Origin of the sequence: Mesorhizobium sp. BH1-1-4, assembly GCF_020165665.1 — a bacterium.
Classification (GTDB): domain Bacteria; phylum Pseudomonadota; class Alphaproteobacteria; order Rhizobiales; family Rhizobiaceae; genus Mesorhizobium.
On the sequence record NZ_JAIUIN010000002.1, the window covers coordinates 73,010 to 97,593 of the forward strand.

Annotated in this window: 21 protein-coding genes; 11 read left to right on the forward strand and 10 right to left on the reverse strand. The window is 62.3% G+C overall.

Features of this window, described 5'->3' with window-relative positions:
- Window positions 1-3: 3 nt before the first annotated feature.
- Both LB569_RS04055 and LB569_RS04060 read right to left on the reverse strand, forming a co-directional pair.
- The gene (locus tag LB569_RS04055) at window positions 4-636 is read right to left on the reverse strand and encodes a LysE family translocator (protein ID WP_224691210.1); all 633 of its coding nucleotides are present in this window, start codon (window positions 634-636) and stop codon (window positions 4-6) included.
- 126 nt (window positions 637-762) lie between these two features.
- Complete coding sequence (locus tag LB569_RS04060; RefSeq protein WP_224691211.1) at window positions 763-2,748, reverse strand: TadE/TadG family type IV pilus assembly protein; 1,986 nt, start codon at window positions 2,746-2,748, stop codon at window positions 763-765.
- Between the two features lie 260 nt (window positions 2,749-3,008).
- Here LB569_RS04060 and LB569_RS04065 point away from each other — a divergent pair, with 260 nt between their 5' ends.
- A complete protein-coding gene (locus LB569_RS04065; protein WP_224691212.1) occupies window positions 3,009-3,869 on the forward strand; it encodes a TIGR01459 family HAD-type hydrolase in 861 nt (286 codons plus the stop codon).
- 6 nt (window positions 3,870-3,875) lie between these two features.
- The gene (locus LB569_RS04070) at window positions 3,876-4,856 is read left to right on the forward strand and encodes a bifunctional riboflavin kinase/FAD synthetase (RefSeq protein WP_224691500.1); all 981 of its coding nucleotides are present in this window, start codon (window positions 3,876-3,878) and stop codon (window positions 4,854-4,856) included.
- Between the two features lies 1 nt (window position 4,857).
- On the opposite strand, the gene LB569_RS04075 is transcribed toward LB569_RS04070, so the two are convergent.
- Window positions 4,858-5,412, reverse strand: a complete 555-nt coding sequence (locus LB569_RS04075) for an HdeD family acid-resistance protein (protein WP_224541202.1) — start codon at window positions 5,410-5,412, stop codon at window positions 4,858-4,860.
- A 200-nt stretch (window positions 5,413-5,612) separates the two neighbouring features.
- On the opposite strand from LB569_RS04075, the gene LB569_RS04080 reads away from it, so the two are divergent.
- From LB569_RS04080 to LB569_RS04090, 3 genes are all read left to right on the forward strand, one after another.
- A complete protein-coding gene (locus LB569_RS04080) occupies window positions 5,613-6,425 on the forward strand; it encodes a MipA/OmpV family protein (protein ID WP_224691213.1) in 813 nt (270 codons plus the stop codon).
- A gap of 299 nt (window positions 6,426-6,724) precedes the next feature.
- Complete coding sequence (ileS, locus tag LB569_RS04085; RefSeq protein ID WP_224691214.1) at window positions 6,725-9,709, forward strand: isoleucine--tRNA ligase; 2,985 nt, start codon at window positions 6,725-6,727, stop codon at window positions 9,707-9,709.
- A 243-nt stretch (window positions 9,710-9,952) separates the two neighbouring features.
- The gene (locus tag LB569_RS04090; RefSeq protein WP_140707115.1) at window positions 9,953-10,624 is read left to right on the forward strand and encodes a hypothetical protein; all 672 of its coding nucleotides are present in this window, start codon (window positions 9,953-9,955) and stop codon (window positions 10,622-10,624) included.
- A gap of 37 nt (window positions 10,625-10,661) precedes the next feature.
- On the opposite strand, the gene LB569_RS04095 is transcribed toward LB569_RS04090, so the two are convergent.
- Window positions 10,662-11,111: a nucleoside deaminase gene (locus LB569_RS04095; protein ID WP_224691215.1), complete on the reverse strand. Its 450-nt coding sequence runs from the start codon at window positions 11,109-11,111 to the stop codon at window positions 10,662-10,664.
- 180 nt (window positions 11,112-11,291) lie between these two features.
- Here LB569_RS04095 and LB569_RS04100 point away from each other — a divergent pair, with 180 nt between their 5' ends.
- The 5 genes from LB569_RS04100 (at window position 11,292) to LB569_RS04120 (ending at window position 17,663) form a co-directional block, all read left to right on the forward strand.
- Complete coding sequence (locus tag LB569_RS04100; protein ID WP_224691216.1) at window positions 11,292-13,355, forward strand: pseudouridine synthase; 2,064 nt, start codon at window positions 11,292-11,294, stop codon at window positions 13,353-13,355.
- On the forward strand, window positions 13,352-13,906 hold the full coding sequence (gene rsmD, locus LB569_RS04105; protein WP_224691217.1) for a 16S rRNA (guanine(966)-N(2))-methyltransferase RsmD: 555 nt from the start codon (window positions 13,352-13,354) through the stop codon (window positions 13,904-13,906). Before LB569_RS04100 ends, rsmD begins: the two co-directional genes overlap by 4 nt.
- A 120-nt stretch (window positions 13,907-14,026) precedes the next feature.
- Window positions 14,027-15,412, forward strand: coding sequence for a M16 family metallopeptidase (locus LB569_RS04110; RefSeq protein ID WP_224691218.1), 1,386 nt, complete (start codon window positions 14,027-14,029; stop codon window positions 15,410-15,412).
- Window positions 15,413-15,489: 77 nt separating this feature from the next.
- Window positions 15,490-16,812 (forward strand): pitrilysin family protein, encoded by a 1,323-nt coding sequence (locus LB569_RS04115; protein WP_318013099.1) that lies wholly within the window; start codon window positions 15,490-15,492, stop codon window positions 16,810-16,812.
- Complete coding sequence (locus LB569_RS04120) at window positions 16,809-17,663, forward strand: patatin-like phospholipase family protein (RefSeq protein ID WP_224691219.1); 855 nt, start codon at window positions 16,809-16,811, stop codon at window positions 17,661-17,663. The genes LB569_RS04115 and LB569_RS04120 overlap by 4 nt, the downstream gene beginning before the upstream one ends.
- Window positions 17,664-17,741: 78 nt before the next feature.
- On the opposite strand, the gene LB569_RS04125 is transcribed toward LB569_RS04120, so the two are convergent.
- From LB569_RS04125 to efp, 5 genes are all read right to left on the reverse strand, one after another.
- Window positions 17,742-18,371 carry a hypothetical protein gene (locus tag LB569_RS04125; protein WP_224691220.1) on the reverse strand — a complete coding sequence of 210 codons (630 nt, stop codon included), beginning with the start codon at window positions 18,369-18,371 and terminating at the stop codon, window positions 17,742-17,744.
- 91 nt (window positions 18,372-18,462) lie between these two features.
- A complete protein-coding gene (locus LB569_RS04130; protein WP_224691221.1) occupies window positions 18,463-20,490 on the reverse strand; it encodes a hypothetical protein in 2,028 nt (675 codons plus the stop codon).
- Window positions 20,487-20,975, reverse strand: coding sequence for a hypothetical protein (locus tag LB569_RS04135; protein ID WP_224691222.1), 489 nt, complete (start codon window positions 20,973-20,975; stop codon window positions 20,487-20,489). The genes LB569_RS04130 and LB569_RS04135 overlap by 4 nt, the downstream gene beginning before the upstream one ends.
- Window positions 20,965-21,885: a hypothetical protein gene (locus LB569_RS04140; RefSeq protein ID WP_224691223.1), complete on the reverse strand. Its 921-nt coding sequence runs from the start codon at window positions 21,883-21,885 to the stop codon at window positions 20,965-20,967. Before LB569_RS04140 ends, LB569_RS04135 begins: the two co-directional genes overlap by 11 nt.
- A 367-nt stretch (window positions 21,886-22,252) precedes the next feature.
- Window positions 22,253-22,822 carry an elongation factor P gene (gene efp / locus LB569_RS04145; protein WP_140707100.1) on the reverse strand — a complete coding sequence of 190 codons (570 nt, stop codon included), beginning with the start codon at window positions 22,820-22,822 and terminating at the stop codon, window positions 22,253-22,255.
- A gap of 114 nt (window positions 22,823-22,936) precedes the next feature.
- Between efp and epmA the strand changes: the two genes are divergently transcribed.
- Window positions 22,937-23,983 carry an EF-P lysine aminoacylase EpmA gene (gene epmA, locus LB569_RS04150; protein WP_224691224.1) on the forward strand — a complete coding sequence of 349 codons (1,047 nt, stop codon included), beginning with the start codon at window positions 22,937-22,939 and terminating at the stop codon, window positions 23,981-23,983.
- 29 nt (window positions 23,984-24,012) lie between these two features.
- Here epmA and LB569_RS04155 read toward each other — a convergent pair whose 3' ends face one another.
- Window positions 24,013-24,429 (reverse strand): VOC family protein, encoded by a 417-nt coding sequence (locus tag LB569_RS04155; RefSeq protein WP_140707096.1) that lies wholly within the window; start codon window positions 24,427-24,429, stop codon window positions 24,013-24,015.
- Window positions 24,430-24,584 lie beyond the last annotated feature (155 nt).

Below are 24,584 nucleotides of genomic sequence, written 5' to 3' on the forward strand. Positions count from 1 at the left end.
GACTCAGCGCTGGGCGTCGGTCGCCATCTTCAGCGCCAGCGCCGTCAGCACGCTTCCCATCATCCAGCGCTGGATCACCAGCCACAATGGCCGACCGGCGAGGAAACTGGCGATCGAGCCTGCGGTCATGGCGATGATCGCGTTGACGGTGAGGCTGATCGATATCTGCGTCGCCCCCAGCACCAGGAGCTGCGACAGGACATGGCCTTTCTCGATGCTGATGAACTGCGGCAGCAGCGACAGATAGAGGACGGCCACTTTGGGGTTGAGCAGATTGGTCATCAAACCCATGGCGAACAGCTTGCGCGGCCGGTCCTTCGGCAGGTCGCGCACCTGGAAGGGCGAGCGTCCGCCCGGTTTTACGGCCTGCCAGGCCAGCCACAGGAGATAGAGCACGCCGGCAAAGCGCAACACGTCATAGGCATAGGGCACCGCGATCAGCAGCGCGGTGATGCCGAAGGCGGCCGACAGTACGTAGAACAGGAAGCCGACCGCGACGCCGCCAAGCGAGATCAGTCCGGCCTTCGGCCCTTGCGACAGCGAGCGCGAGATCAGGTAGATCATGTTGGGGCCTGGCGTCAGCACCATGCCGAGGCAGACCAGCGCGAAGGCGAGATGGTTGGCGGTATCGGGCATTTGCTTGGATCCCCAGCGCGCCGCGATGGATGAGAGACCATGACAGCGGCCAATCTGTGCCTGTCACGACGAGCGTCTGCAAGGGCTTGGCGGCACCAGGCGTTGCGCCAGAGGAACGATCTCGGGTTAGCCGACCACCCGCAGGTTCGACAGTTCGTTGCCGATTTCCTTGAAATCGTTTGCCAGGCTGGCGCCGGTCGCGTTCCAGAACAGCTTCGCCGGTTTGCTCGGATCCGTCGCATCCTTGCGGAAGCGCGAATTCGACGAGCAGGATTTCAGCGCATCGATCGCCAGCTGGTCGCTGGCCTTGGTCGTCGACAGGTCGAGTGCCACCGTCATCACCATGATGTTGGCCGCCTTGGCGTTGTTGCAGAGCGTGGCCATCTGCTCGTTGAGTGCGTTGGTGTAGTTGCCATTCGAATAATCGAACTGACCGATGGCGCTCGATGTGCCCATGAACAGGCGCCCGACCGAGGTGCCGTTGTAGCCGGGGTTGAGGTAGCCGAAGGACGCATAGGTCGATTTCGAATTGGCGGGGTCGGAATAGCCCAGCGAGGATGGTGTATAATAGGTATTGGCACCGTCGGTCAGCACGATCACCACCTTGTCGTTGCCCCTTTCCGTTTCCGGGCGCCCCTGGGTGAACGGCTCTCCGCTCGAGACCACCCGCCAGCCCCAGGCCATGCCCTCGGGAACGTTGGTGCCGCCACTGGGCTGCATCAGGTCGATCGCCGCCTTGATCGAGGTGAGCCCGTCGGCGGTGCTGACATCGGTCAGCGGCGTGATCGGGTTGGTGGTACAGCTGTAATTTGGCCCGTTCCCGGCGGGCAGTGCCGGCGCATCGATCGGCCGCGGCTGGAAATACTTGGCCATGTTGCGCAGCTGGGATTGGCCGCTGCTGCTCGATGGATCGTCGTTCCACCAGCTGTTGACGGCGCCATAGGTCGTGGGTGTCGCCTCCTTGGGGTCTTGCGTTACCTTCCAGTGGTTGCCGGGTTCGTCCGGCGCGAACATCGGCACGAACATCGTCGCCGGATCGCCGACGCCGATGCCGGTGTTTGCCGAACCGCCCGATGGCGCGGTATCGTTGACGTTGTAAGGATAGGGCCGTGCCTCGACGCAGCCCTGCCAACTGGCGAACGGGCCATAGGTGTCCACATAATCATACGCGTCATAGCTGCGCTTGCAGGTATTGTTCGAATAGTATTCGACACAAACGACGCGCTTGCTGTTGACGACGCGTTCGTGGTTCGTCACGACCTGCATGTCATGATAGAGCGAAAACCGGGTCAGCATCTGGCCTTCCGCGGCTCCCCAGCCAGTGCCACGCTTGTACCAGATGCCGTTGGTCTGCTGGGCGTATTTGTCGGCGGCGTTCAGCGTCGACCAGTCGAAATTCTCGTTTGACACCGGCGAAAGCCCTTCGGTGTCCATCCATGACGCGTTGCTGTTCGCGGGGCCGACATTGACCGAGGCGCCAAAAGGCACGAGGCCGAATTGCACCGGCTTGTCGACCTGCTTGATCATGATCGCCTGCTGGGCCAGCGTGTCGACGAGCTGCTTTGAAGCCGTCTTGAGAAGATCGATGCGCTTTTGTCCCGAGCCCGTGCCGAGTGTGGTCATCGATCCGGAATTGTCGAGCACCAGGGCAACTTCCAGCGTGTTCTTCAGCCGCACCTGCGAGATGACGTCGAAGCTGAGCCTCTGGTTCGCATCGGTCGCCGACTTGCCGGTGAGCTGGGCGAAGGCAGGATAAAAATAGGGTTTGTAGTTGAGCTGGGCGGTCATGGTGAGCAGGCCACCGCCGGTGGTGTTGCTGGGCAAGGTGACGTTGAGCGTCGTGCTGGCGGGGTCGATATCGTTCAAATTGGCATTGAAGAAGTCGAGCGCATAGGCCCTCAACTGGTCGTCGGTCGCACCTTCCGTCAGCCTGCGGGCCGTGGCGAAGTTGGCCGCGTCGAGCGCGTTCATCACCATCTGCTTTTCACGGTTCATTTCCGTGTAGTCGACAGCGATCGCCAGGCCGCCCATCAGCGGCACCATCGCCACCACCGTCATGAGAGCATAGTTGCCGCGCCTGTCGCGGCCGAACTGACGGCAGATTTCAAACATGTCTTGCAGCGGCCCCCGCCGGCGGATTCTCCGGTCTACGCTAGCTTTCCATAAAACGCTGAAGGACGGGTTGGGGAAACCGCTCGATTGCCGGGTTGCCGCTTCACCAACCGCTAACCAATCAAAGGCCGCGGCTTGCGCCGCAATTCGTGCCGATGCGGCGAAAGCTGGTGACAGCATGGGCCGGTTCGGATAATTCGAACCGGCTGCGGCGAACCGTCGGCCGCCGCACCCGCAACGATCATACTGAAGGAAACGGCATGGCGGATTCGCCTGAAATCGTCGGCTCGCTCGAATACGTGTCGAAAGCCTATTCGGCAATTCTTTGCGATGTCTGGGGCGTGGTGCACAATGGCGAATGGCATTTTCCGGCGGCCGCGGCCGCGCTGGCGGCGGCAAGGGCGGCCGGCATTCCTGTCGTTCTGATCACCAATTCGCCGCGCCGCAGCGCCGATGTCGTGGCGCAGATGAGCGTGATCGGCGTTCCGCCGTCGGCCTATGACCGTGTGGTGACCTCCGGTGACGTGACCCGTGACCTGATCGCGGAGGGCCCACGCAAAATCTTCCACATCGGCGCCGACCGCGATTTGACCCTTTATGACGGCCTCGATGTCGAACTTGTCGAGGAGTTCGAGGCCGCCGGCGTCGTGTGCACCGGGCTGTTCGACGACGAGGTCGAAAAACCCGAGGATTATGCCGACCTGCTGCGCCGCTTGCGCGCCAGGAACCTGCCGTTCATCTGCGCCAATCCCGATATCATGGTTGAACGCGGCGAACGGATCATCTGGTGCGCCGGCGCGCTCGCGCGCGACTACGCGCAGCTCGGCGGTCGCACGCTGATCGCCGGAAAGCCCTATGCGCCGATCTACGAGGTCGCGATGAAGGAGGTGGCCGAGATCCTTGGCCGGCCGGTCGAGCGTTCGCGAATACTGGCGATCGGCGATGGCATGATGACCGACGTCAAGGGCGCGGCCGACAATGGTTTCGACGTCCTCTATGTCTCCGGCGGCATCCATGCCCGCGACTATGGCGACCCGTCCCGGCCGGATCCGGCAAGGCTCGGGCTCTTCCTGGAGCGGCACGGCTATCGTCCGGTGGCCGTCATCGCAAGGCTGCGGTAGGTGGCGATGGTCGCGTTCCAGCATCTTACGACAACCGCGCCGCTGCCCGCCGATCTGCGTGGCGGCGTCGTGGCGATCGGTAATTTCGATGGCGTCCATCGTGGCCATCAGGCCGTGCTCGAACGCGCCTTGGCCGAGGCCGAGCGGCATGGCGTGCCGGCGCTGGTGCTGACCTTCGAACCGCACCCGCGAACGGTTTTCAAGCCTGACTTGCCCCTTTTCGTGCTGACGCCGCCGCCGATGAAGGCGCGGCTCCTGTCGCTGCTGGGCTTTGCCGCGCTGGTCGAGCAACCTTTCACGCGCGACTTCGCCTCGCTGTCGGCGGAAGTCTTCGTCACCGACGTGCTGGAAAAGACGCTTGGCATCACCCACGCCGTGACCGGTTTCGATTTCCATTTCGGCAAGGACCGCCAGGGCGGGCCGGCCTATCTGATGGCCGCGGGCGAGCGCCATGGCTTCGGTGTCACCCTCGTCGACGCCTTTCGCGACGAAGGCGCCGAGGTGGTTTCGTCGAGCCGTATCCGTGCCTTGCTTTGCGAGGGCGAGGTGGCCGAGGCCGCCGGTCTGCTCGGCTATCGCTTCACGGTGGAAAGCGAGGTTGTCGGCGGCCAGCAGCTCGGGCGGACGCTCGGCTTTCCCACCGCCAATATGAGGCTTCCGGCGGCAGCCACGCTCAAGGAAGGTATTTACGCGGTACGCTTCCGGCGCGCCGACGGTACGCTGCACGACGGCGTCGCCAGCTTTGGCCGCCGGCCGACCGTCGACGACCATGGCGCGCCGCTCCTGGAAACCTTCGTCTTCGATTTTTCCGGTAACCTTTATGGCGAGACTTGCGAGGTCTCGTTCTTCGGCTTCCTGCGCAGCGAGATCAAGTTCGACGGGCTCGACGCACTGGTCGTGCAGATGAAGCGCGATGAAGTCGAGGCCCGCGCCCTGCTGGGCGGCGTCAAGCCGCTGTCCGGCCTCGACGCATCCGTGGCGTTCTGAGCTACTTCTTCAGGGCCAAACCGACGGCGATAAAGGTCCAGCCCTGGAAGATCAGGTCGATCGCCAGGAACAGTCCGAGCACCCAAAGGCTGTTGACCGGCCAGCCCATGGCGATGATCAGGCCCGCAAGCACGCTGATGACGCCCGCCGCGACGATCCAGCCCCAGCCGCGCTCGGGACGATGGCTGTAGCCGACCCAGGCCCGCAGCGCGCCGGAAGCGACGAGCGCGACGGCCAGCAGGAAGGTCAGCACCGCCGAGGCCAGCAGCGGATTGTCGAACGCGAAAAAACCGGCGACCGCATAAAGCAGTCCGCTGAGCAGCCAGTAGAAGAAGCGTCCCCAGGTCTTGACCCCGAAAGCATGCATGATCTCGATGATGCCGGCCACCAGCATCAGCCAACCCACGACATAGACGGAAGCCACCGTGGCGATGAACAGATTGCCGAAAGCGATGCCGCCGAGGATCAGCAACAACACGCCGAGGCCGACGAACCATCCCCATTTGTCCCGCGTCTTGCCGATCGCGTTCTCCAGTGCATCGCCGTGCAAGGTCATGTCGCCACCTCCGTTGAAGACCGCCGCGATGCCGCGAGGTTATGCTTGGTGCCGACCCGCGTCCAGCCGGCCGCTGGGGCGATGGCGCAGCCCCGTTGGCAGGCAATTCCAGCCGGATGTCTCGCCCTTAAATCAAATTTTACCAAAGCCTCGTCAAAGCTGTCATCGCAGGACGGTTGTATCGTGTTAGTGGAGTGACCATGAGTCAGGTCGGAAAGATTTCTATAGCCGTGGCCACTGTCGTGCTGGCGACGTCGGGCGCGGCCGAGGCCGGCGACGGCGCTTTCGGCTGGCTATCCGGCGACTGGTATCTGACCGTCGGCGCGACCGGCCTGGTGGCGCCCAATTTCGAGGGCGGCAAGAAGTACATGCTGAGCGCCCAGCCCATCATTTCACTGGGCAAGGCCGGTCCCCAGGCGCGTTTCACGTCGCGCAACGACAATATTTCGCTGGCGCTCATCGACGACGGCGGCGTCCGCGCCGGCCTGACCGGCAAGTTCCTGTTCTCGCGTGACGACGGCGATGCCGACGAACTCAAGGGGCTCGACCCGGTGCGCTGGGGCGGCGAGGTTGGCGGCTTCTTCGAATTCTATCCGACGGACTGGATGCGCGCGCGGGCCGAATTGCGGCATGGCATCCGTGCCCATAATGGCTTTGTCGCCGACATCGCCGTCGATGCCTTCTACGACGTGACGCCAACTGTCAGGATTTCGGGTGGCCCGCGCGTGTCTTTTGCCTCGGCGAACTATTTCGATGCCTATTACGGCGTCGACGCGCAGGAAGCCGTGGCCTCCGGCTTGAGCCGGTACAATCCCGGCGGCGGCCTCAAATCCGTCGGCCTCGGCGGCGCCGTGACCTGGAAGGTGACCGACCCGATGACCGCCAGCCTGTTTGGCGAATATTCCCGCCTCGAGGGTCCGGCCGCCGATTCCAGCCTGGTCAAGGAGCGCGGCGACCGCAACCAGTTCATGGTCGGCGTGTCGACCACCTATCGCTTCGACTTCAAGATGTAAGTGAATCGAACGAGACGCTTTATTCCTGCGCTCTTCTCCGCTAAAAGCCCAGCAATGACGAGCTTTTCGCGCCTCCACGCGCCGACGATACGAATTACCAGCCCGGTGTTCCCGGCAGCCTGAAGGCTGTTGGAGCAGCCGGGACTATTGCGCGCGGCCTCTCGCGCTTTTCCAGATCATCAAGGCCAGATCATCAAGGCGTGCCGCCCAGGAGTGGGCCCGTTTTTGGGAAACGGCACGCGTGTAAAGTAGAATTCCAAGCCGCAAGCCACGTGGCCCGGCATGCACATGGCAGACCAATGACCGACCAGAACCAATCAACGATCGACTATTCCAAGACCCTTTACTTGCCGCGGACGGAGTTTCCGATGCGCGCCGGCCTGCCCGAGAAGGAGCCGGTGCTGGTCAAGCGCTGGCAGGACATGGACCTCTACCGCAAGCTGCGCGAGAGCGCGGCGGGGCGCACGAAATACGTGCTGCATGACGGCCCGCCCTACGCCAACGGCAACATCCATATCGGCCACGCGCTGAACAAGATCCTCAAGGACGTCATCACCCGCTCGTTCCAGATGCGCGGCTATGACTCGAACTATGTGCCTGGCTGGGACTGTCACGGCCTGCCGATCGAATGGAAGATCGAGGAGCAGTACCGCGCCAAGGGCAAGAACAAGGACGAGGTGCCGGTCAACGAATTCCGCAAGGAATGCCGGGAGTTCGCCGCGCACTGGATCTCGGTACAGGGTGGCGAGTTCCAGCGGCTCGGCGTCATCGGCGACTTCAAGAACCCTTACACGACCATGGCCTTCCATGCCGAGTCGCGCATCGCCGGCGAATTGCTGAAATTCGCCATGTCCGGGCAGCTCTACCGCGGTTCGAAGCCGGTGATGTGGAGCGTCGTCGAACGCACGGCGCTCGCCGAGGCCGAGATCGAGTATCAGGATTATGAGTCCGATACGATCTGGGCGAAGTTTCCGGTGGCCAATCTCGCTGTCGCCAGCGTCCTGGACGGCCAGCCGGCGGAACTCGATCCGGACTTGAGCGGACGCTCGCTTGACCTGCTCGATGCCCATGTCGTCATCTGGACGACGACGCCATGGACCATCCCGGGCAACCGCGCCGTCAGCTATTCGCCGCGCGTCGCCTATGGCCTCTACGAGGTGACGGCGGCCGAGAATGCGTTTGGCCCGCAGCCAGGCGAGAAGCTGATCTTTGCCGATGCGCTGGCCGAGGAAAGCCAGGCCAAGGCCAAGGTCACCTTGAAGCGCCTTCACGGCATCAGCGCCGAACAGCTTGGAAATCTTGTGCTTTCGCATCCCTTCAAGGGCCTCGGTGGCGGCTATGAATTCCCGGTGCCGATGATTGCGGGCGACCATGTCACCGACGATGCCGGCACCGGCTTCGTGCACACCGCCCCCGGCCATGGCCGCGAGGACTTTGATGCGTGGATGGACGCCGCGCCCGCGCTGCGCCAACGCGGTATCGACACCGAAATCCCGTTCACGGTCGACGATGCCGGCTTCTTCACCAAGGACGCGCCGGGCTTCGGCCCGGATCGCGAGGGTGGCTCTGCGCGCGTCATCGACGACAATGGCAAGAAGGGTAACGCCAACCAGGCGGTCATCGACGAGCTGATCAAGCGCAACGCGCTGTTCGCGCGCGGCCGGCTGAAGCACAGCTATCCCCATTCATGGCGTTCGAAGAAGCCGGTCATCTTCCGCAACACGCCGCAATGGTTCGTCTACATGGACAAGGACCTCGGCGACGGCAGCACGCTGCGCAGCCGCGCGCTGAAGGCGATCGACGACACGCGTTTCGTGCCGGCGGCCGGCCAGAACCGCATCCGCGCCATGATCGAGGAGCGCCCCGACTGGGTGCTGTCGCGCCAGCGCGCCTGGGGCGTGCCGATCGCCGTCTTCGCCGACGAGGACGGCAATGTCCTGAAGGACGAGGCGGTCAACCAGCGCATCATGGACGCCTTCGAGAAGGAAGGCGCCGACGCCTGGTTCGCGCCTGGTGCCAAGGAACGCTTCCTCGGCAATCACGACGCCTCCAAATGGCGGCAGGTGATGGACATTCTGGACGTCTGGTTCGATTCGGGCTCGACCCATGTCTTCACGCTGGAGGACCGGCCCGACCTGAAGTGGCCGGCCGACGTCTATCTCGAAGGTTCCGACCAGCATCGCGGCTGGTTCCATTCCTCGCTGCTCGAAAGCTGCGGCACCAGGGGCAGGGCACCTTACGATACTGTAGTCACCCATGGCTTCACCATGGACGAGGATGGCCGCAAGATGTCGAAATCGCTCGGCAATACGGTCGTGCCGCAGGATGTGATCAAACAGTCCGGCGCCGATATCCTGCGGCTCTGGGTGGTGACGACGGATTATTGGGAAGACCAGCGGCTCGGCAAGAACGTGCTGCAGACAAACATCGACGCCTATCGCAAACTGCGCAACACCATCCGCTGGATGCTGGGCACGCTCGCCCATGACGACGGTGAGGACGTCCCCCTGGAGACGATGCCGGAGCTGGAGCGGCTGATGCTGCACCGGTTGGCGGAGCTCGACGAGGTGGTGCGCCAGGGCTACGACGCCTTCGAGTTCAAGCGCATCACGCGCGCGCTGCTTGATTTCATGGTGGTCGAACTGTCGGCCTTCTATTTCGACATCCGCAAGGACGCACTCTACTGCGACGGCCCGTCGAGCGTGAAGCGCAAGGCGTCGGTCCAGGTGGTGCGCCACCTCTTCGACTGCCTGGTGAAATGGCTGGCGCCGATGCTGCCGTTCACCATGGAAGAGGCATGGCTCGACCGTCACCCCGATGCCGTCTCGGTGCATCTCGACCAGTTCCCGCTCATCCCGGCGGGTTGGAAGAACGAGGCGCTGGCGGAGAAATGGCGCAAGGTCAGGCAGGTGCGTCGTGTCGTCACCGGCGCGCTCGAGATCGCACGCGCCCAGAAGGTCATCGGCTCCTCGCTGGAGGCTGTACCGGTGGTGACGATCAACGATGCGGCGCTCGAAGCGGCGATATCGGACGTCGACATGGCCGAGATGGCGATCACCAGCGATCTCGTCATTGCCCATGGCCCGGTGCCGCAAACCGCCTTCGCCCTCGACGACGTCAAGGGCGTCGCCGTGGTGGTGGAGAAAGCAGAGGATCGCGGTCTGGTCAAATGCGCGCGTTCCTGGCGCTATACGGCCGATGTCGGGCAGGATCCGGAGTTCCCGGATGTCTCGGCCCGTGATGCCGCGGTGCTGCACGAGTTGAAGGCGCTGGGAAGGGTCTGATGCATGTCGCCCAAAAGTGCATAGCGGTTTTGGGACAATGGCATGCACCAATCAATAGTGCACGAACGCCACGCCGGGCGGTGCAAATCCGCCCGCGCGTTGCCCTTAACGAGTGGTTGAGGTAAACACGCGAAACTCCGGAAGACAAATTGTCGCCGGATTTCCGTCGCAAGTGCTTGCACGATGGGGACCGGACACAAAGCCGGTGCGATCGAGAGGCTGTCTAGAGTGGGACTTTTTGGCATGACCGAAAGATATAACGCGCGCCTTGCGCTGCTGGCGCCGCTTGTCGCATCGGGCCTCGCTCTATCGGGCTGCATGGGCTCTCCGACCTATGGCACCGACAAGACCGCCGCCGAACAACTGGCCGGCGATCTGACAGGCGCTGTCTCCTTCGCGCCGAAGCGCAGGGACCCGATCGACTACAAGCCGCGTCCTACCTTGGTGAAGCCTGCACCTGGCCAGAAGGAAGCGCTGCCTGCCCCGCAGGAAAGCATTCAGACGGCAAACGCCGGCTGGCCCGAATCGCCCGAGCAGCGCCGCGCGCGCCTGCGCGCCGACGCCACTGCCCACCAGAATGACCCGGCCTACCAGTCGGAGATCGTCGACGACGTGCAGACGGATCCGGCTTCTGTGAAAAGGGCGATGGAGGAATCAGGATCCAGCCACCCGCCGGCGTGGAAACCCGCCGATTCCGACAAGGGCCGCGCCGCCGAGATCCAGCGCCGCCTTGCCGACAGCAAGCAGGGCGATCCGAACACGCGCAAATACCTCAGCGAGCCGCCATTGGCCTACCGTGTCGCCTCCGATGCCGCGCCGCAGAACGAACTTGGCGAGGACGAATACAAGAAAGAACGCGCCCTCAAGGCAAAGGCCGAGGGCAAGAAGGGCGGCTGGTTCGACTGGTTGCGGTAAGAACAGTCGCGCCGCCTGGTCTTGCGGCGGGCTTGGCTCAGTCTCGACGTCCTCTGAAAAAATCCTTCAGCAGCAGGCCCGCCTCGGTCTCGGCCATGCCCGGATAGACATCGGGCGTGTGGTGGCAGGTCGAGGAAGCGAAGAAGCGCACGCCGTTGACCACGGCGCCGCCCTTTTCGTCGCTAGCACCGAAGTAGAGACGGCGCAGCCTGGCGAAGGAGATCGCCCCGGCGCACATGGCGCAAGGTTCCAATGTCACATAGAGATCGTGGCCGATGAGCCGCTCGCTCGAGATTTTGCCGCAGGCTGCGCGGATCACCAGCATTTCGGCGTGCGCTGTCGGGTCGGCAAGCTCGCGCGTACGGTTCCCGGCGCTGGCAACGACCGTGCCGCCATTGACGATGACCGCGCCGACCGGCACTTCGCCGCGCGAGGCCGCTGCTTCGGCCTCCTGCAGAGCCAGGGCCATGAAATCCGGCTTCTTCAAGCGGTTTGTCTTCCCATTATATCCTCGCCACCCGGCGGTGATCCTGTTATGGAGCGGATCAACCTGAAAATCGGACTCGATTTTCGGGAATGATCATGCGCCAAATCAAAAATGCTACAGCGTTCGTTGCGCGCCGAACGGATGCGCCACGCTGTAGCAGCGCAAACGGACAAAGGCCACATGGACGACAACGACAAGAAATCTCCGCGCAAAGGCGGCCCGGGCAGGAGTGGCCCGAAATCGGCAGGTGCACGTGGCCGCGATGCCAGCAAGGGCGGCAAGCCGTCCTTTGGTGCGAAAAAGCCGTATGCCCCGCGTGGCGATCGGCCGATGGCCGCCGATGGCGACCGGCCGAAGCGAGACTTCAAGGGCGGCGACAGGCCGTTCAGCAAGGGGCCGCGCCCCGAAGCCAAGCCCTATGAAAAGCGCGAAGGCCCGCGCAAACCCTATGCCCCGCGTGGCGACCGTCCAATGGCTGCCGAAGGCGAGCGCAAGCCTTATGAAAAGCGCGAAGGGCCGCGCAAGCCCTACGCCCCGCGCGGCGACCGTCCAATGGCGGCCGAGGGTGAACGCAAGCCTTATGAGAAGCGCGAAGGGCCGCGCAAGCCCTACGCCCCGCGTGGCGACCGTCCAATGGCGGCCGAGGGCGAGCGCAAGCCTTATGAGAAGCGCGAAGGGCCGCGCAAGCCCTATGCGCCGCGTGGCGATCGCCCGGCTTCCGCTTCGGCGGCGGGCGGCGAAAAGCGCTTCGACCGTCCCAAGCGTGATTTCGGCGATCGTCCGAAGCGGGATTTTGGCGGCGACAGACCCAAGCGTGATTTCGGTGATCGGCCGCAAGGCGCATCGGGCGGCGGTTTCAAGCCGCGTCCGCGGCCTGCCGATGCCCCGGAAGAAGCCGGCGAGCGGATCGCCAAGCGGCTGGCGCGCGCCGGCCTCGCCTCGCGCCGCGACGCCGAGGAACTGATCGCCGCCGGCCGCGTCAAGGTCAATGGCCGGGCGTTGTCTTCACCGGCCTTCAACGTCATGCCGGGTGACATCATCCATCTCGACGGCATGGAAATCCCGCCGATCGAACGCACGCGTCTGTTCCTGTTCCACAAGCCGGCCGGCGTCGTCACCACCAACCGCGACCCCGAAGGCCGCAAGACCGTTTTCGACGTGCTGCCGGCCGAATTGCCGCGGCTGATGACCATCGGCCGGCTCGACATCAACACCGAGGGCCTGCTGCTGCTGACCAACGACGGCGGCTTGTCGCGCGTGCTCGAACTGCCGGCCACCGGCTGGCTGCGCCGCTACCGCGTGCGCGTCCACGGCAAGGTCGAGGAAAGCGCGCTCGCCGGACTGCGCGAAGGCATTGCCGTCGACGGCGTCTTCTACGGCGCCATCGAAGCCAGCCTCGATCGCGAGCAGGGCTCCAATGCCTGGCTGACGATCGGTTTGCGCGAGGGCAAGAACCGTGAGGTCAGGAATATCCTCGGTTCGCTCGGCCTCGATGTGACGCGGCTGATCCGTATCTCCTACGGGCCGTTCCAGCTCGATGATCTGGCGGAGGGCCATGTGCTGGAGATCAAGGGACGGGTGCTGCGCGACCAGCTCGGCGAGCGCCTGGTCGAGGAATCCGGCGCCAATTTCGACGCCGAGATAACAAAACCGTTTTCCAACCAGCCCGTGCGGCGCACCGAAGTCCGTGAGGCCGAACCCGAACGGCCGAAGTTCACGCGAGACGGCGAGCGGCGGCCGATCGGCGAAGGCGGCCTGATCAAGAACCGCAAGCGTCGGGAAGGCAGCCGCGACGAGGCGCTCGGCAAACTGTCGACCAGCCCCGACAGGGGCGAGAGACCGGAAAAGAGTTTCGGCGATCGCGGTCCGCGACCGGAACGTGGCGGCTTTGGCGATAAGCCGCGTGGAGGTTTTGGCGACAAGCCGCGCGGCGGCTTCGGCGACAAGCCTCGTGGCGGCGGCAAGAAGTCCGAACGCGAGCAGCGGCCGATCGAGCCGCCGGGCCAGCGCAAGGCCAATGTCTGGATGGCGCCAGGAGCCCGGCCGATCGGCAAGGGCAGGGCGGAAGCGGATGCCGCCAAGGCGGCGGAAGCAAAGGCGCGCAAGGCCTCGTTCAAACCGTCCTATGGCAAGCCCGGCGGCAAACCGGGCGGCGACAAGCCGTTCGGCAAGCCGCGTGGCGAGGGTCCGGCCGGTGGCGGCGAGCGGCCACGCGGCGGCACCAAGGGCCCCCGGACAAGATGAGAATCGTTGGCGGCGAGTTTCGCGGGCGTCCGTTGGCGACGCCCCGCGGCAGCGCCATCCGTCCGACGACCGACCGCACCCGCGAAGCCGTCTTCAACGTTCTGGCGCATCGCTTCGCCGGACAATCGGACGGAGCCCGCGTCCTCGATCTGTTCGCCGGCACCGGCGCGCTCGGCCTGGAAGCCTTGTCGCGCGGCGCATCCTATGGCGTGTTCATCGAGGAATCGGCCGAAGGCCGTGGCCTGATCCGCGACAATGTCGAGGCTTTCGGCCTGACCGGACGCACCAAGATCTTCCGTCGTGACGCGACCGCCCTTGGCGAGGCCGGCACGCTGGCGCCATTCGGCCTCGTCTTCGCCGACCCGCCCTATGGCAAGGGCCTTGGCGAGCTTGCCTTGCAATCCGCCAGGGCCGGCGGCTGGCTGCGCCCCGGCGCGCTTTGTGTGGTCGAGGAGGCGGCAGTGGCGCCCTTCGAGCCAGGGCCGGGCTTTTCCGTGCTCGATGAGCGCAACTACGGCGAGACTATCATCCGTTTCATCGAGGCTGCCTGATACGCCTGCTTTCCGCCGTGGCCTCTTTGCCGCCGCCTTTGCCGGCAACATGACCAACAATTCACTTTGCTTGTCGCCGGCACCTTGCCTATCGTTCGCTGCATGAAACCGGAGCCATCGATGACATCCAGGACTGAATGGCTGCGTGGAACGCTGCTCGCGACCTCCCTGGCTTTTGTGGTGACCGGTCCGGTATTGGCCGACAGCGCTCCGACGAATGGCAAGGCCACCGAGTTCAAGGTCACGGATTTTCTGCTCGACAACGGCATGGAAGTGGTCGTCATTCCCGATCACCGCGCGCCGATCGTCACCCATATGGTGTGGTACAAGATCGGCAGCGCCGACGAACCGCCGGGCAAATCCGGCATCGCCCATTTCTTCGAGCATCTGATGTTCAAGGCGACGGCCCACCACGCGGCCGGCGAGTTCGACCGCGCCGTCTCCGATATTGGCGGCTCCAACAACGCCTTCACCTCCTACGACTACACCGCCTTCCATGAGACAGTGGCGCCGTCCGCGCTCGAGCTGATGATGAGCTTCGAGGCCGACCGCATGCGCAACCTCATCCTCACAGACGATGTCATCAAGACCGAGCGCGACGTTATCCTCGAGGAGCGCCGCTCGCGCATCGACAACAATCCGCAGGCCGTGCTCGACGAAGAGGTCGATGCCACGCTGTGGCAGAACCAGCCCTATCGCATTCCGGTCATCGGCTGGATGCAGGAGATGGAGCAGCTGAACCGCACCGATGCCACCGCCTTCTACAACAAATACTACCGGCCCAACAATGTCGTGCTGATCGTGGCCGGCGATGTCGAACCGGACACGGTGAAGACGCTGGCCGAGAAGACCTATGGCAAGGTGGCGCGCGGGCCTGACCTGCCGCCGCGCGTCCGCCCGGTCGAACCTGAGCAGAACACCAGGCGCACGGTCACGCTTTCCGACGCCCGCGTCAGCGTGCCGAGTTTCTCGACACAATGGGTCGTGCCGTCCTACCATACGGCCAAGCCGGGCGAGGCCGAGGCGCTCGACCTGCTGGCCGAAATCCTCGGTGGCGGCAACCGCAGCCGGCTCTATCAGGCGCTGGTCGTCAAGCAAGGCATTGCTTCCAGCGCCGGCGCGTACTTCCAGGGCACCATGCTCGACGACACCAATTTCACCGTCTATGGCGCGCCGCGCGGCGACGCCAAATTGGCCGACGTCGAGGCCGCGGTCGACGCGGAGGTGGCGCGCATCGCCAGCGACGGCGTCACCCCGGATGAACTCGAAAAGGCCAAGGACCGCTATGTCCGGTCGATGATCTTTGCCCGTGACAAGCAGGACTCCATGGCCAACATCTATGGCTCGACGCTCGCCACCGGCGGCAATGTGCAGGACGTCGAGCAATGGCCGGATCGCATCCGCAAGGTGACTGCCGATGAGGTCAAGGCCGTTGCCGCGCGCTATCTCGTGCTGGCCCGCTCGACATCAGGCTATCTCTTGCCGCAGCAACAGGCGGGGAATTGATGATGCACGCGATACATATGCGCGAGGCGGCGACGGTGTCTTCCGTTCTCCCACAAGGGGAGACGGGCAGACCGCGCGTGGCCACCACTTTCGCAACCCTCTTCCTCTCCGTCCTCTTCCTGGTTCTGCCCGCGCTTGCCGCCCGTGCCATGGAGATCCAGTCCGTTACCTCGCCGAAGGGTGTCACAGCCTGGCTGGTGGAGGACTATTCCGTGCCGATCGTCGCCGTCCGTTTCGTTTTCGGCGGCGGCTCGACGCAGGATCCACCGGGCAAGGAAGGTCTCGCCAATCTGATGACCGGTCTCTTCGACGAGGGTGCCGGTCCGCTCGATTCGGAAGCCTTCCAGATCAGGCTCGACGATGCCGGCGCCGAGATGAGCTTCGACGAGACCCGCGATGGCATCTACGGTTCCATGCGCATGCTGGCCGAACAGCGCGACGAGGCGTTCGACCTGTTGCGTCTGGCGGTCAACGAGCCGCGCTTCGACCAGGAGCCTATCGACCGCATCCGTGCCCAGGTCCTGTCGGGCATCATTGCCAACGAGAACGATCCCGACACGGTGGCGCAAAACCGGTGGGCGCGCGCCGTCTATGGCGATCACCCTTATTCGCGCTCCGACCAGGGCACCAGGCAAAGCATCGCCGCCATCACGCAGGCCGATCTCAAGGCCCTGCACAAGGCGGTCTTCGCGCGCGGTGGCCTGCATATCGCGGTGGTCGGCGCCATCGACCCCGAGACGCTTGGGAAGAAGCTCGACATGGTGTTCGGCGACCTGCCGCAAAACCAGGCGCTCGGCCCCGTTGCCGATATCGAGCCCAAGCTGGCGCAGCATATCGAGGTCAATTACGACCTGCCGCAGACATCGCTGCAGCTCGCCTGGCCGGGCGTGAAGCGCAAGGCGACAGATTTCTTCCCGGCCGTGCTGATGAACGAGATCCTCGGCGGCGGAACGTTCACCTCGCGCCTGTTCCAGGAGGTGCGTGAAAAGCGCGGTCTCGCCTACAGCGTCAATTCCTCGCTGGTCAACCAGGACCATGCCAATGCGCTGATCGTCACCACCGGGACGCGCTCGGATCGCGCGGCCGAGACGCTCGGCATCGTGCGCGACGTCGTCAAGCAGCTGGCCGTGGACGGTCCGACCGAGGCCGAACTGGCGGCGACCAAGAAATATCTGATCGGCGCCTATGCCATCAGCAATCTGGATTCGTCGAGTTCGATCGCCGCCACGCTGGTCGAACTGCAGCTCGACGACCTTGGCATCGACTACATGCAGCGCCGGGCCGGCTATATCAACGCGGTGACGATCGATGAGGTCAAGGCGGCGGCGAAGAAGCTGCTGACGACCGAACCGACCATCATGGTGGTCGGCCCCCCACTGGCGGGAGCCGGCAAGGGATGAGCCCGACCTTCGGCATAGCGTTCGGCGGCGGCGGCGCGCGCGGTCTGGCGCACATCCATGTCATCGAGGCGCTGGACGAGCTCGGCATCAAGCCGGTGGCGATCGCCGGCTCGTCGATCGGCGCCATCATGGGCGCCGGCATGGCCGCCGGAATGAGCGGCAAGGACATCCACGACTATGCCCGATCGATCCTCGGCCGCCGCGCCGAGGTGGCGAGCCGCATGTGGCGGGCGCGGCCGGGCACGATCGCCGAAGCCATGCAGAACGGCATCCGCGTCAGCCAGTTCAACGTCGAGCGCATCCTCAAGGCCTTCCTGCCCGAGGCCATTCCCGAGACCTTCGCCGAACTGAAAATCCAGCTGAAGGTGACGGCGACCGATTATTTCGGCCACAAGCTCGCCGTGTTCGACGATGGCGACCTGCACTCGGCCCTTGCCGCTTCGGCCGCCATTCCCGCCGTGTTCCGCCCGGTGACGCGCGACGGCAGGCTGCTGATCGACGGCGGCATCTACAACCCCGTGCCCTTCGACCTGATCGAGAAGGATGCCGACATCATCATCGGCGTCGACGTCGTCGGCGCGCCGGAAGAGGCCGACCGCAAGCAGCCGACCTCCGTCGACCTGATGTTCGGCGCCACGCAATTGATGATGCAGTCGATCATCGCCAACAAGTTGAAACAGTGCCAGCCCCATATCCTGGTCCGACCGGCAGTCTCAAAATACCGCGTGCTCGATTTCCTGAAGATCGACGCCTTGATGAACGAGACGGTGGATATCAAGGACGAGCTGAAGCGTCAGGTGGAGCGGGTGGTTGAGGCGCGGGGCGGGAAGGGCAAGCGCGGGAGTGGGTGAGGTTGGATCGGGTCAACCACCTGAATCGTTTTTTGAATCGCGCACTCTGCCTGCATCCCCATGACCAATTGGAGCGAATTATAAGGCGAGGTCATCAAACTTGCGGATGAATGCCGCCTGCAGCGCCGGGTCGCCCAACAGCGTTCGACCGTACTGACTTACATAGTCCAAGATCGCTGTCTGCAGGTTATCGCGAAAAACAATCTTGCGCACGGGATCTATCATGGCATTCCCCTTTGCCCAAATTGTCCATCCGTTCTTCGTACGAGCTTCATGAAGGAGGCCACACCGCACCGAGGCGTAAAAGTCTTCCGCGACTGCTTGGGTAAAAACAGCGGCGAATGGCTGTTCTGTAACTAGGAAGTCATTGAACATTTTGCCGCTTTTCGAATACTCATAGGCTCCAAGACGGGGAGACGCCTGACTCACAAACCGGTAGCTCATCCCCCTAAGAGTAGCTGCCAAAAATTCGATTAATGTGCACTGGATCGCCACGATCGAAAAGCCCTCACCCTGAAAAGTGCCGTGATCCTGGAGGAGTTTAATCGGGGCAAGATATCGCGATTCAAGCCGTGCCTTGAAATAGTCTTGGAAGGCGTCCGGCCATCGCGCTCCCTGTCCGGCTAGGAGTGAAGGTTTGAAGGCTTGCCAATCGGCAACCGTGCGCCGACCGGCGATGTATGGGTCTGAATTTGTGCCTCTACTCATGCTGACTTCCAAGCATCACCAAGATTATTCTTGTCGTCTTCGAATTAAAAGCGAAACATCGCGATTGTAGATATCAGTGCTTTCTCTTTTCTTAGTTTACGGGAGTTAGCACGTAGCCAGGAAAGATAGTTTCTTTGCATTTGATCCGAGCCAAAATTTCCTTCAGGGTCTCGATATCCTCGCTTGTGGATACAATCACCTGCTGATCGCTACGCTGCCTTGCGGCGGCGCGTTCTAGCAACCTGCCAAAGCTAACTTTGGATGATGACTGTTGACGCGGCTCATCAAGCAGCAACATTCCCGGATGATTGGTCGGATGTTGGTGACTCAACTCCAAAAGTCCGAGCTGGTAAGCCCATTTCAGCCGGATGGCGTCGCTGGCGGATGTCTCGAATCCGATTTCGTAGCCTTCTTTTTGCGGTCGATAAGTATCTTCATCGATCGTTAGTTCATCTGGGTCGAAGGTCTTGAATCCAAACTCGCGCGCTTGTTGGCGCAACAATCTCGTCAAGGTCTCGAACTTCGCTTTATCTGGCGGACTCATCTTGTCTGACGGAAGCGCCGTTAGAATCTCCAACAAGGCCTTGAACGTTGCCGCCAGGGTTTGCATACGCTCGACGGTATCGTCGAAGATGGATTGGATCGTTTCCAATTCACGAATGCGAGCTTCAGCGCGTACTCGCTCTTCGATGGCGACGGCGGAGGGATTGCCTGCAGGCGCAACGAGATCTGCGCGTATCGTTCGGATTCGACTGTACAATTCGTTGAGTTCTCGATCTGCTTGAACAGCCCTCATATCGAGCTTTCTCTGCTCGTCCTGCTCGCGCTTCAGAATGTCTTGGAACATATTCAACTGAGAACGAAGGTATTCTATGTTGTCTTCGATCGGCATCACTGCCGTCAGCACTTCCTGCGACAGGAGCGAGTCAACCAAGGCCTGTTCGCAGGTTGGACAGTGGTCAAGTGTAAGAGCTCCGACGCTACCGGAATAGCGCTGAAGCTTCTGCACGTCCTGATTTTTCTGCATGTCATCGGCCAATGACTTGATGCGCCTTTCCAATGATGCAACATCCGCCTGCTTCAGCTGCCTGGCCGTATAGATCTCGATGCGGACCCGATTAGCTGCCTCGACCTCCCTGTTAAGCACTTCGAGCTCACCCACAAGGTGGTCAGCCGACGCTCCCACGGCGGGAACCTCGATAGCGTTGAGCTCGGCCACCCGGGCGCGAAGTTGGCTTAAGAGAGATCTAAGTGTCAGCCATCCCGCTTTCTCGGCGATCAGGACATGTCCTTTGGTGAGTTCATCCGCCATGGCTGTAGGTCGTGTAGGCAGCGCCTCGGTCTTCGCGCCACCACGTCGTACATAGCGATCTATTTCTTCCCAGAGGTTATGCCAGTCTCGGGCGTTTTGATCGATCTTTTCCTGAAGGCGTTGCCGTTCCAGTTCGATCTTATGAATGTCGAGGTCCAAAATAAACTCAACTGCCCGTTTCTGAACCTCGCGAATCCTCAAGTAAGTCGGGATAGCGGCAGGTATTGCCGACCAACCGGCTTTTTGCTCGACCCAGAAAAGCGGAAAAATGGTCTCCAGATAGAGTTTGCCCTCCGGGCTGTCATATCGTCGAACCGTCGGCAACTTCCAACCTAAAAAATCTTCGAGAAAATGATGGAAGCCATCTTCACGCTGCGCGGCTCCAGGATCAAGAACGAAGAAGTTTCTACTTTCGAAGCGAGCGTCAGAGTCAGTCAACGTGGGTCCAAAATCGACAGTAATCAGTCTATTGTCGACAAGGTCCTTCTTGATCGGACGATGCACGGTTACAACGCGGCCCGCGCCGTTCTGAATTTCCAGAGACACAGCCGATTCAATCACTGTTTCCGACGATTCATCGTCATTCTTCAGGAAAGATGTCATGGCATGCGGCAATGGCACTTCTCTGCGAGGGCTGAGCATCTTTTCCATGCCAAGCGCGTATAGCATTCCCTGCATGCAGGTAGACTTGCCCTTTGTGTTGTCGGCCCAGATCACGTTTAAGCCAAGTTCGAACCGAATATCAGCCCCATAGAGCCCTGCTGAGGTTAGCGCACGCATGCGCAAATGCCGAAGGCGCAGCGTCACAGAAGATCCTCCATTCGCCAGATTTTTGTCAGCTGGGCCTCGGTCAATTTCCTTGTCACTTCGGCCAGAAAGGTACGCTCTTCCACGAAGATATCGCTGTTCGCGTCAATAGCCCTAGCCACTTCTAGGCCCTTCTCGGTCAGGGTCACTGACTTGCCTTTTGCAACGTTGACCAGCTTAAGTCCGTGCGCGAAGGCAACTGCGCGATTAAGCCAAGGCTCAACCCGTACCGAAATTTCTGACGTTCGAATATCCCCGCGGAGCATTGCTCGCACGTCGTCTCGTCCCTCTCGGATTCGAACCGCATGCGCCAGAAACTGCAGTTTCTGGAAGCTGCCCCTTTTACCGTGGCTATAGAGTAGGCTGATTAGCAGTATGCCGATCCCCCACGACATCCGCAGGTCCCCAGCGAGCGGTTCCGGCCGAGAGATGAACGAAAAGGCCGCTCCTTGGATTGCCTGCTTAAACGGGTTCTCAGATGTCATCGGAGGAGAAATCCAGCGGGCAACGCATTATCCAGTCAGAAATCGCTCCCATCGCAATCTCCTCGGCATTTGCGTTGGACAGCGACGGCGCGGCGCCTTTGATCGTGGTGACCAGAATGTCCAACTCTGTGTTGAGAATGTTGGTTGGCACTGGCCCGCCCTGTGGGCCGGCAAATGCCAAGCGACGCGCTCGACTCGTGATTGCCGCTGCGACTTTCTCATGCAAGTCGGGCGCGTTTGTCCGAAGGGCGTCTGTCAGAGCATTTCCTTTGAGAAAACACTCTACGCTGGCGGCCACGACGGTCTGAAGTTCGCCGACTTCAGCTCTCTTGGCGAGCTTCTTGGTGGCGTTGGCTAGGAGGTTGGGCGATCCGGCTTGCCATGCGTCAAGTTCCTCCTTCGTTGGTGGCTCAACGCTAAAAGAGAGGCTGGTCAGCGCCGCAATGGCCGCTTTCAGTGCAGCACCAGGAAAGGACTCCTGATCGTGGATACAGACCTCAAAATCAGTATCCAGATGGGCATGGCATTGTGCGCGCAGATCTGTAGTCTTTTTGGCGCAATGAAGATTCACATCTTTGCTATCGTGTATCGGTGCAAGCAGAATCCACTTCTTTACAGGCTTCGCGAGAAAGAGCTTGGAGACTTCAACTGCCCCATCTATTAATTTTTTCAGGTCGGTGGTGATCTTGGATTTCTGACGATCAGCGCGGGTGGCTACATCGACGGGCTCTTCTACGGCATAGCACTGATAAATTACAGAGTCGGCCGTGCAATAGTAATCTATACCATAATCCCCCATGTGAGTGGCCGGAATCTTATGGACATCTAAGGGGCCATGCCGCTGCTGCAATAGACTCAGTGCGAAAATTTCCCAATCGTCAGGATTCCACTGATGCACAACACTGACCACGCCGCCCCCGCACATATGCCCCAAATATTAAGTGTCAACATATGCATATTTGTTGCGACAGCTCAATCCAAGCCGGCGTTTCAACGTAGAGTCCAGGATGCGTATACACCCAAAAAAAGTCGGAATTGCTATTAACAGTCAGCCTGGATCGGTATCTCCAAATGCCTGGCGAAGTAAGTAAAGATCCGTAAAAATCGAAGGCCCGCGCCCGAACGACGTCTTTACTACGCATGCTATCTACGTCAGCTGCGTATCATGAGTGCAACGTTCCGAGCCTTCGGTACCGATCCGCTCTGTCGGTCACCGTCAGGAAGCTGCCGCCTGTTCTCGGAGTGCTTTCGCTTGCGAGCCTTTGTAACTCGCCCCCTCAGTCCTTCGCCCGCTCCACATACGACCCGTCGGCGGTCATTACCACCACGCGGGTGCCGGGCGCGATGTGGGGTGGCACGTTGGTGCGCACGCCGTTGGAAAGCACGGCCGGCTTGTAGGAGGACGACGCCGTCTGGCCCTTGGTCGTCGGCTCGGTCTCGACCACTTCGAAGGTGGCGCGCTGCGGCAGCACCAGGGCGATCGCGATGCCGTTGAACTGCGACACCTGTACCGGCATGCCTTCCTTCAGATAGGGAGCGGCGTCGCCGACCACGGCTTCCGACACCGCCACCTGGTCGTAGGTTTCCGGGTTCATGAAGTGGTAGCCTTCGCCGTCGGCGTAGAGGAAGGTGTGCTCGCGCTCCTCTACATAGGCGCGCTCCACCTGCTCGGTGGTGCGGTAGCGTTCCGATACCTTCACCCCATCGCCGATGCGGCGCATGTCGAGCTGCGTCACGGGCGTGCCCTTGCCTGGGTGGATGTTTTCGGCAAAGAGGATCACATAAAGCTTGCCGTCCTTGTCGACGACATTGCCTTTGCGGAGCGAACTGGCGATGACTTTCACCACGGTTTTAAATCCTGCGAGAGTTGACGGGCGTTTGCCGGCTTGCGCGGCGCTGGATGGGGGCCTAGCGCATCTTGGCGCGAACCGCCAGCCCCCTCGGCGAACCGAAGCGCGCTGATGACCGCTGCTTCGGCCTGGTGGACGCCGCATGTCCACGCCGACCGCCGCCCGCGCCTGATGCTGCGCAACAAGCTGACGGCCGCCTTGCGCGACTGGTTTGCCCGCCACGACTTCGTCGAGGTGGAAGCGGCGGCGCTGCAGGTGTCGCCCGGCAACGAGGCGCATCTGGCGGCTTTCGCCACCGAAGTGATCGGGCCCGATGGCGCCCATTCGCCGCTTTATCTCCACACCTCGCCGGAATTCGCCTGCAAGAAACTGCTTGCGGCCGGCGAACGGCGCATTTTCAGCCTGGGCGCCGTCTACCGCAACCGTGAGCGCGGCCCCTTGCATCATCCCGAATTCACCATGCTCGAATGGTACCGCGTGGGCGAGACCTATGAGAGCCTGATGCGCGATTGCGCCGATCTGCTGGCGCTGGCCGCGACGAGGGCAGGGGCCACGCGCTTCTCTTTCCGCGGCCGCGACTGCGATCCGTTCGCTGAACCGGAGCGGTTGACCGTGGCGGACGCCTTCTCGCGCCATGCCGGCATCGATCTGCTGGCCACGGTCGCCGCCGATGGCGGCACCGACCGGGACGCGCTTCATGCTGCCTTGATACAGGCCGGCCTGCGCACGGCGCCTGACGACAGCTGGGCGGATTTGTTCAGCCGCGTGCTGGTGGAAAAGATCGAGCCGTTCCTCGGGCAGGGGCGGGCGACCATCCTGTGCGAATATCCGGTCGCCGAGGCGGCGCTCGCCCGGCCGAGCCCCGGGGATCCGCGCGTCGCCGAACGTTTCGAACTCTATTGCTGCGGTGTCGAGCTCGCCAACGGCTTTGACGAACTGACCGACGCGGCCGAGCAGCGCCGGCGCTTCATCATCGAGATGGACGAGAAGGAGCGGATCTATGGCGAGCGCTATCCGCTCGACGAGGATTTTCTGGCCGCCCTTGCCGTCATGCCGCAAGCCAGCGGCATCGCGCTTGGGTTCGACCGGCTGGCGATGCTGGCGACCGGAGCACACAAGATCGAGGATGTGATCTGGACGCCGGTCGCGACATCTTGAGGACAGGTCGCTGCCGGCCCTCTATCTCCTCAATGCGCGAAAACCTGCTCCAGTGAACGAAAACCCTTGAATTCCAGGGCGTTGCCCGAGGGGTCGCGAATGAAGAGCGTGGCCTGTTCGCCGGGCTCGCCCTTGAAACGGACCATCGGCCGCTCCAGCCAGTCGATGTCGTCGCGCGCTTCCAGCCGCGCCGCCAGGCGCTGCCAGTCGTCCATCAACAGCACGGCGCCGAAATGCGGGATCGGCACCAAAATGCCGTCGACCTTGCCGTCGCTGGCGGCTTGCGCGGCCCGCGGCCGCAGATGCGCCGACATCTGGTGGCCATAAAGGTCGAAATCCACCCAGGTCGCCGAGGAGCGGCCAATCGCGCAGCCCAGCACCTCGCCATAGAAAGTTCGGGTTTCATCGAGATCACGGACCGGAAAGGCAAGATGGAAAGGCGTCATGGCGAGGGCTCCATATAGGCAAAAGCTGCGACGTGCGCTCTTCGCGGCCGCTTCGATGGCGATTGGGTCACGGCATCCTGATTGCCCTTCTGCCATTGCACAAGCGGCACTGGAACAATAGATGGTGCGACAGCATCCGCCTTGCGAACAGGCTG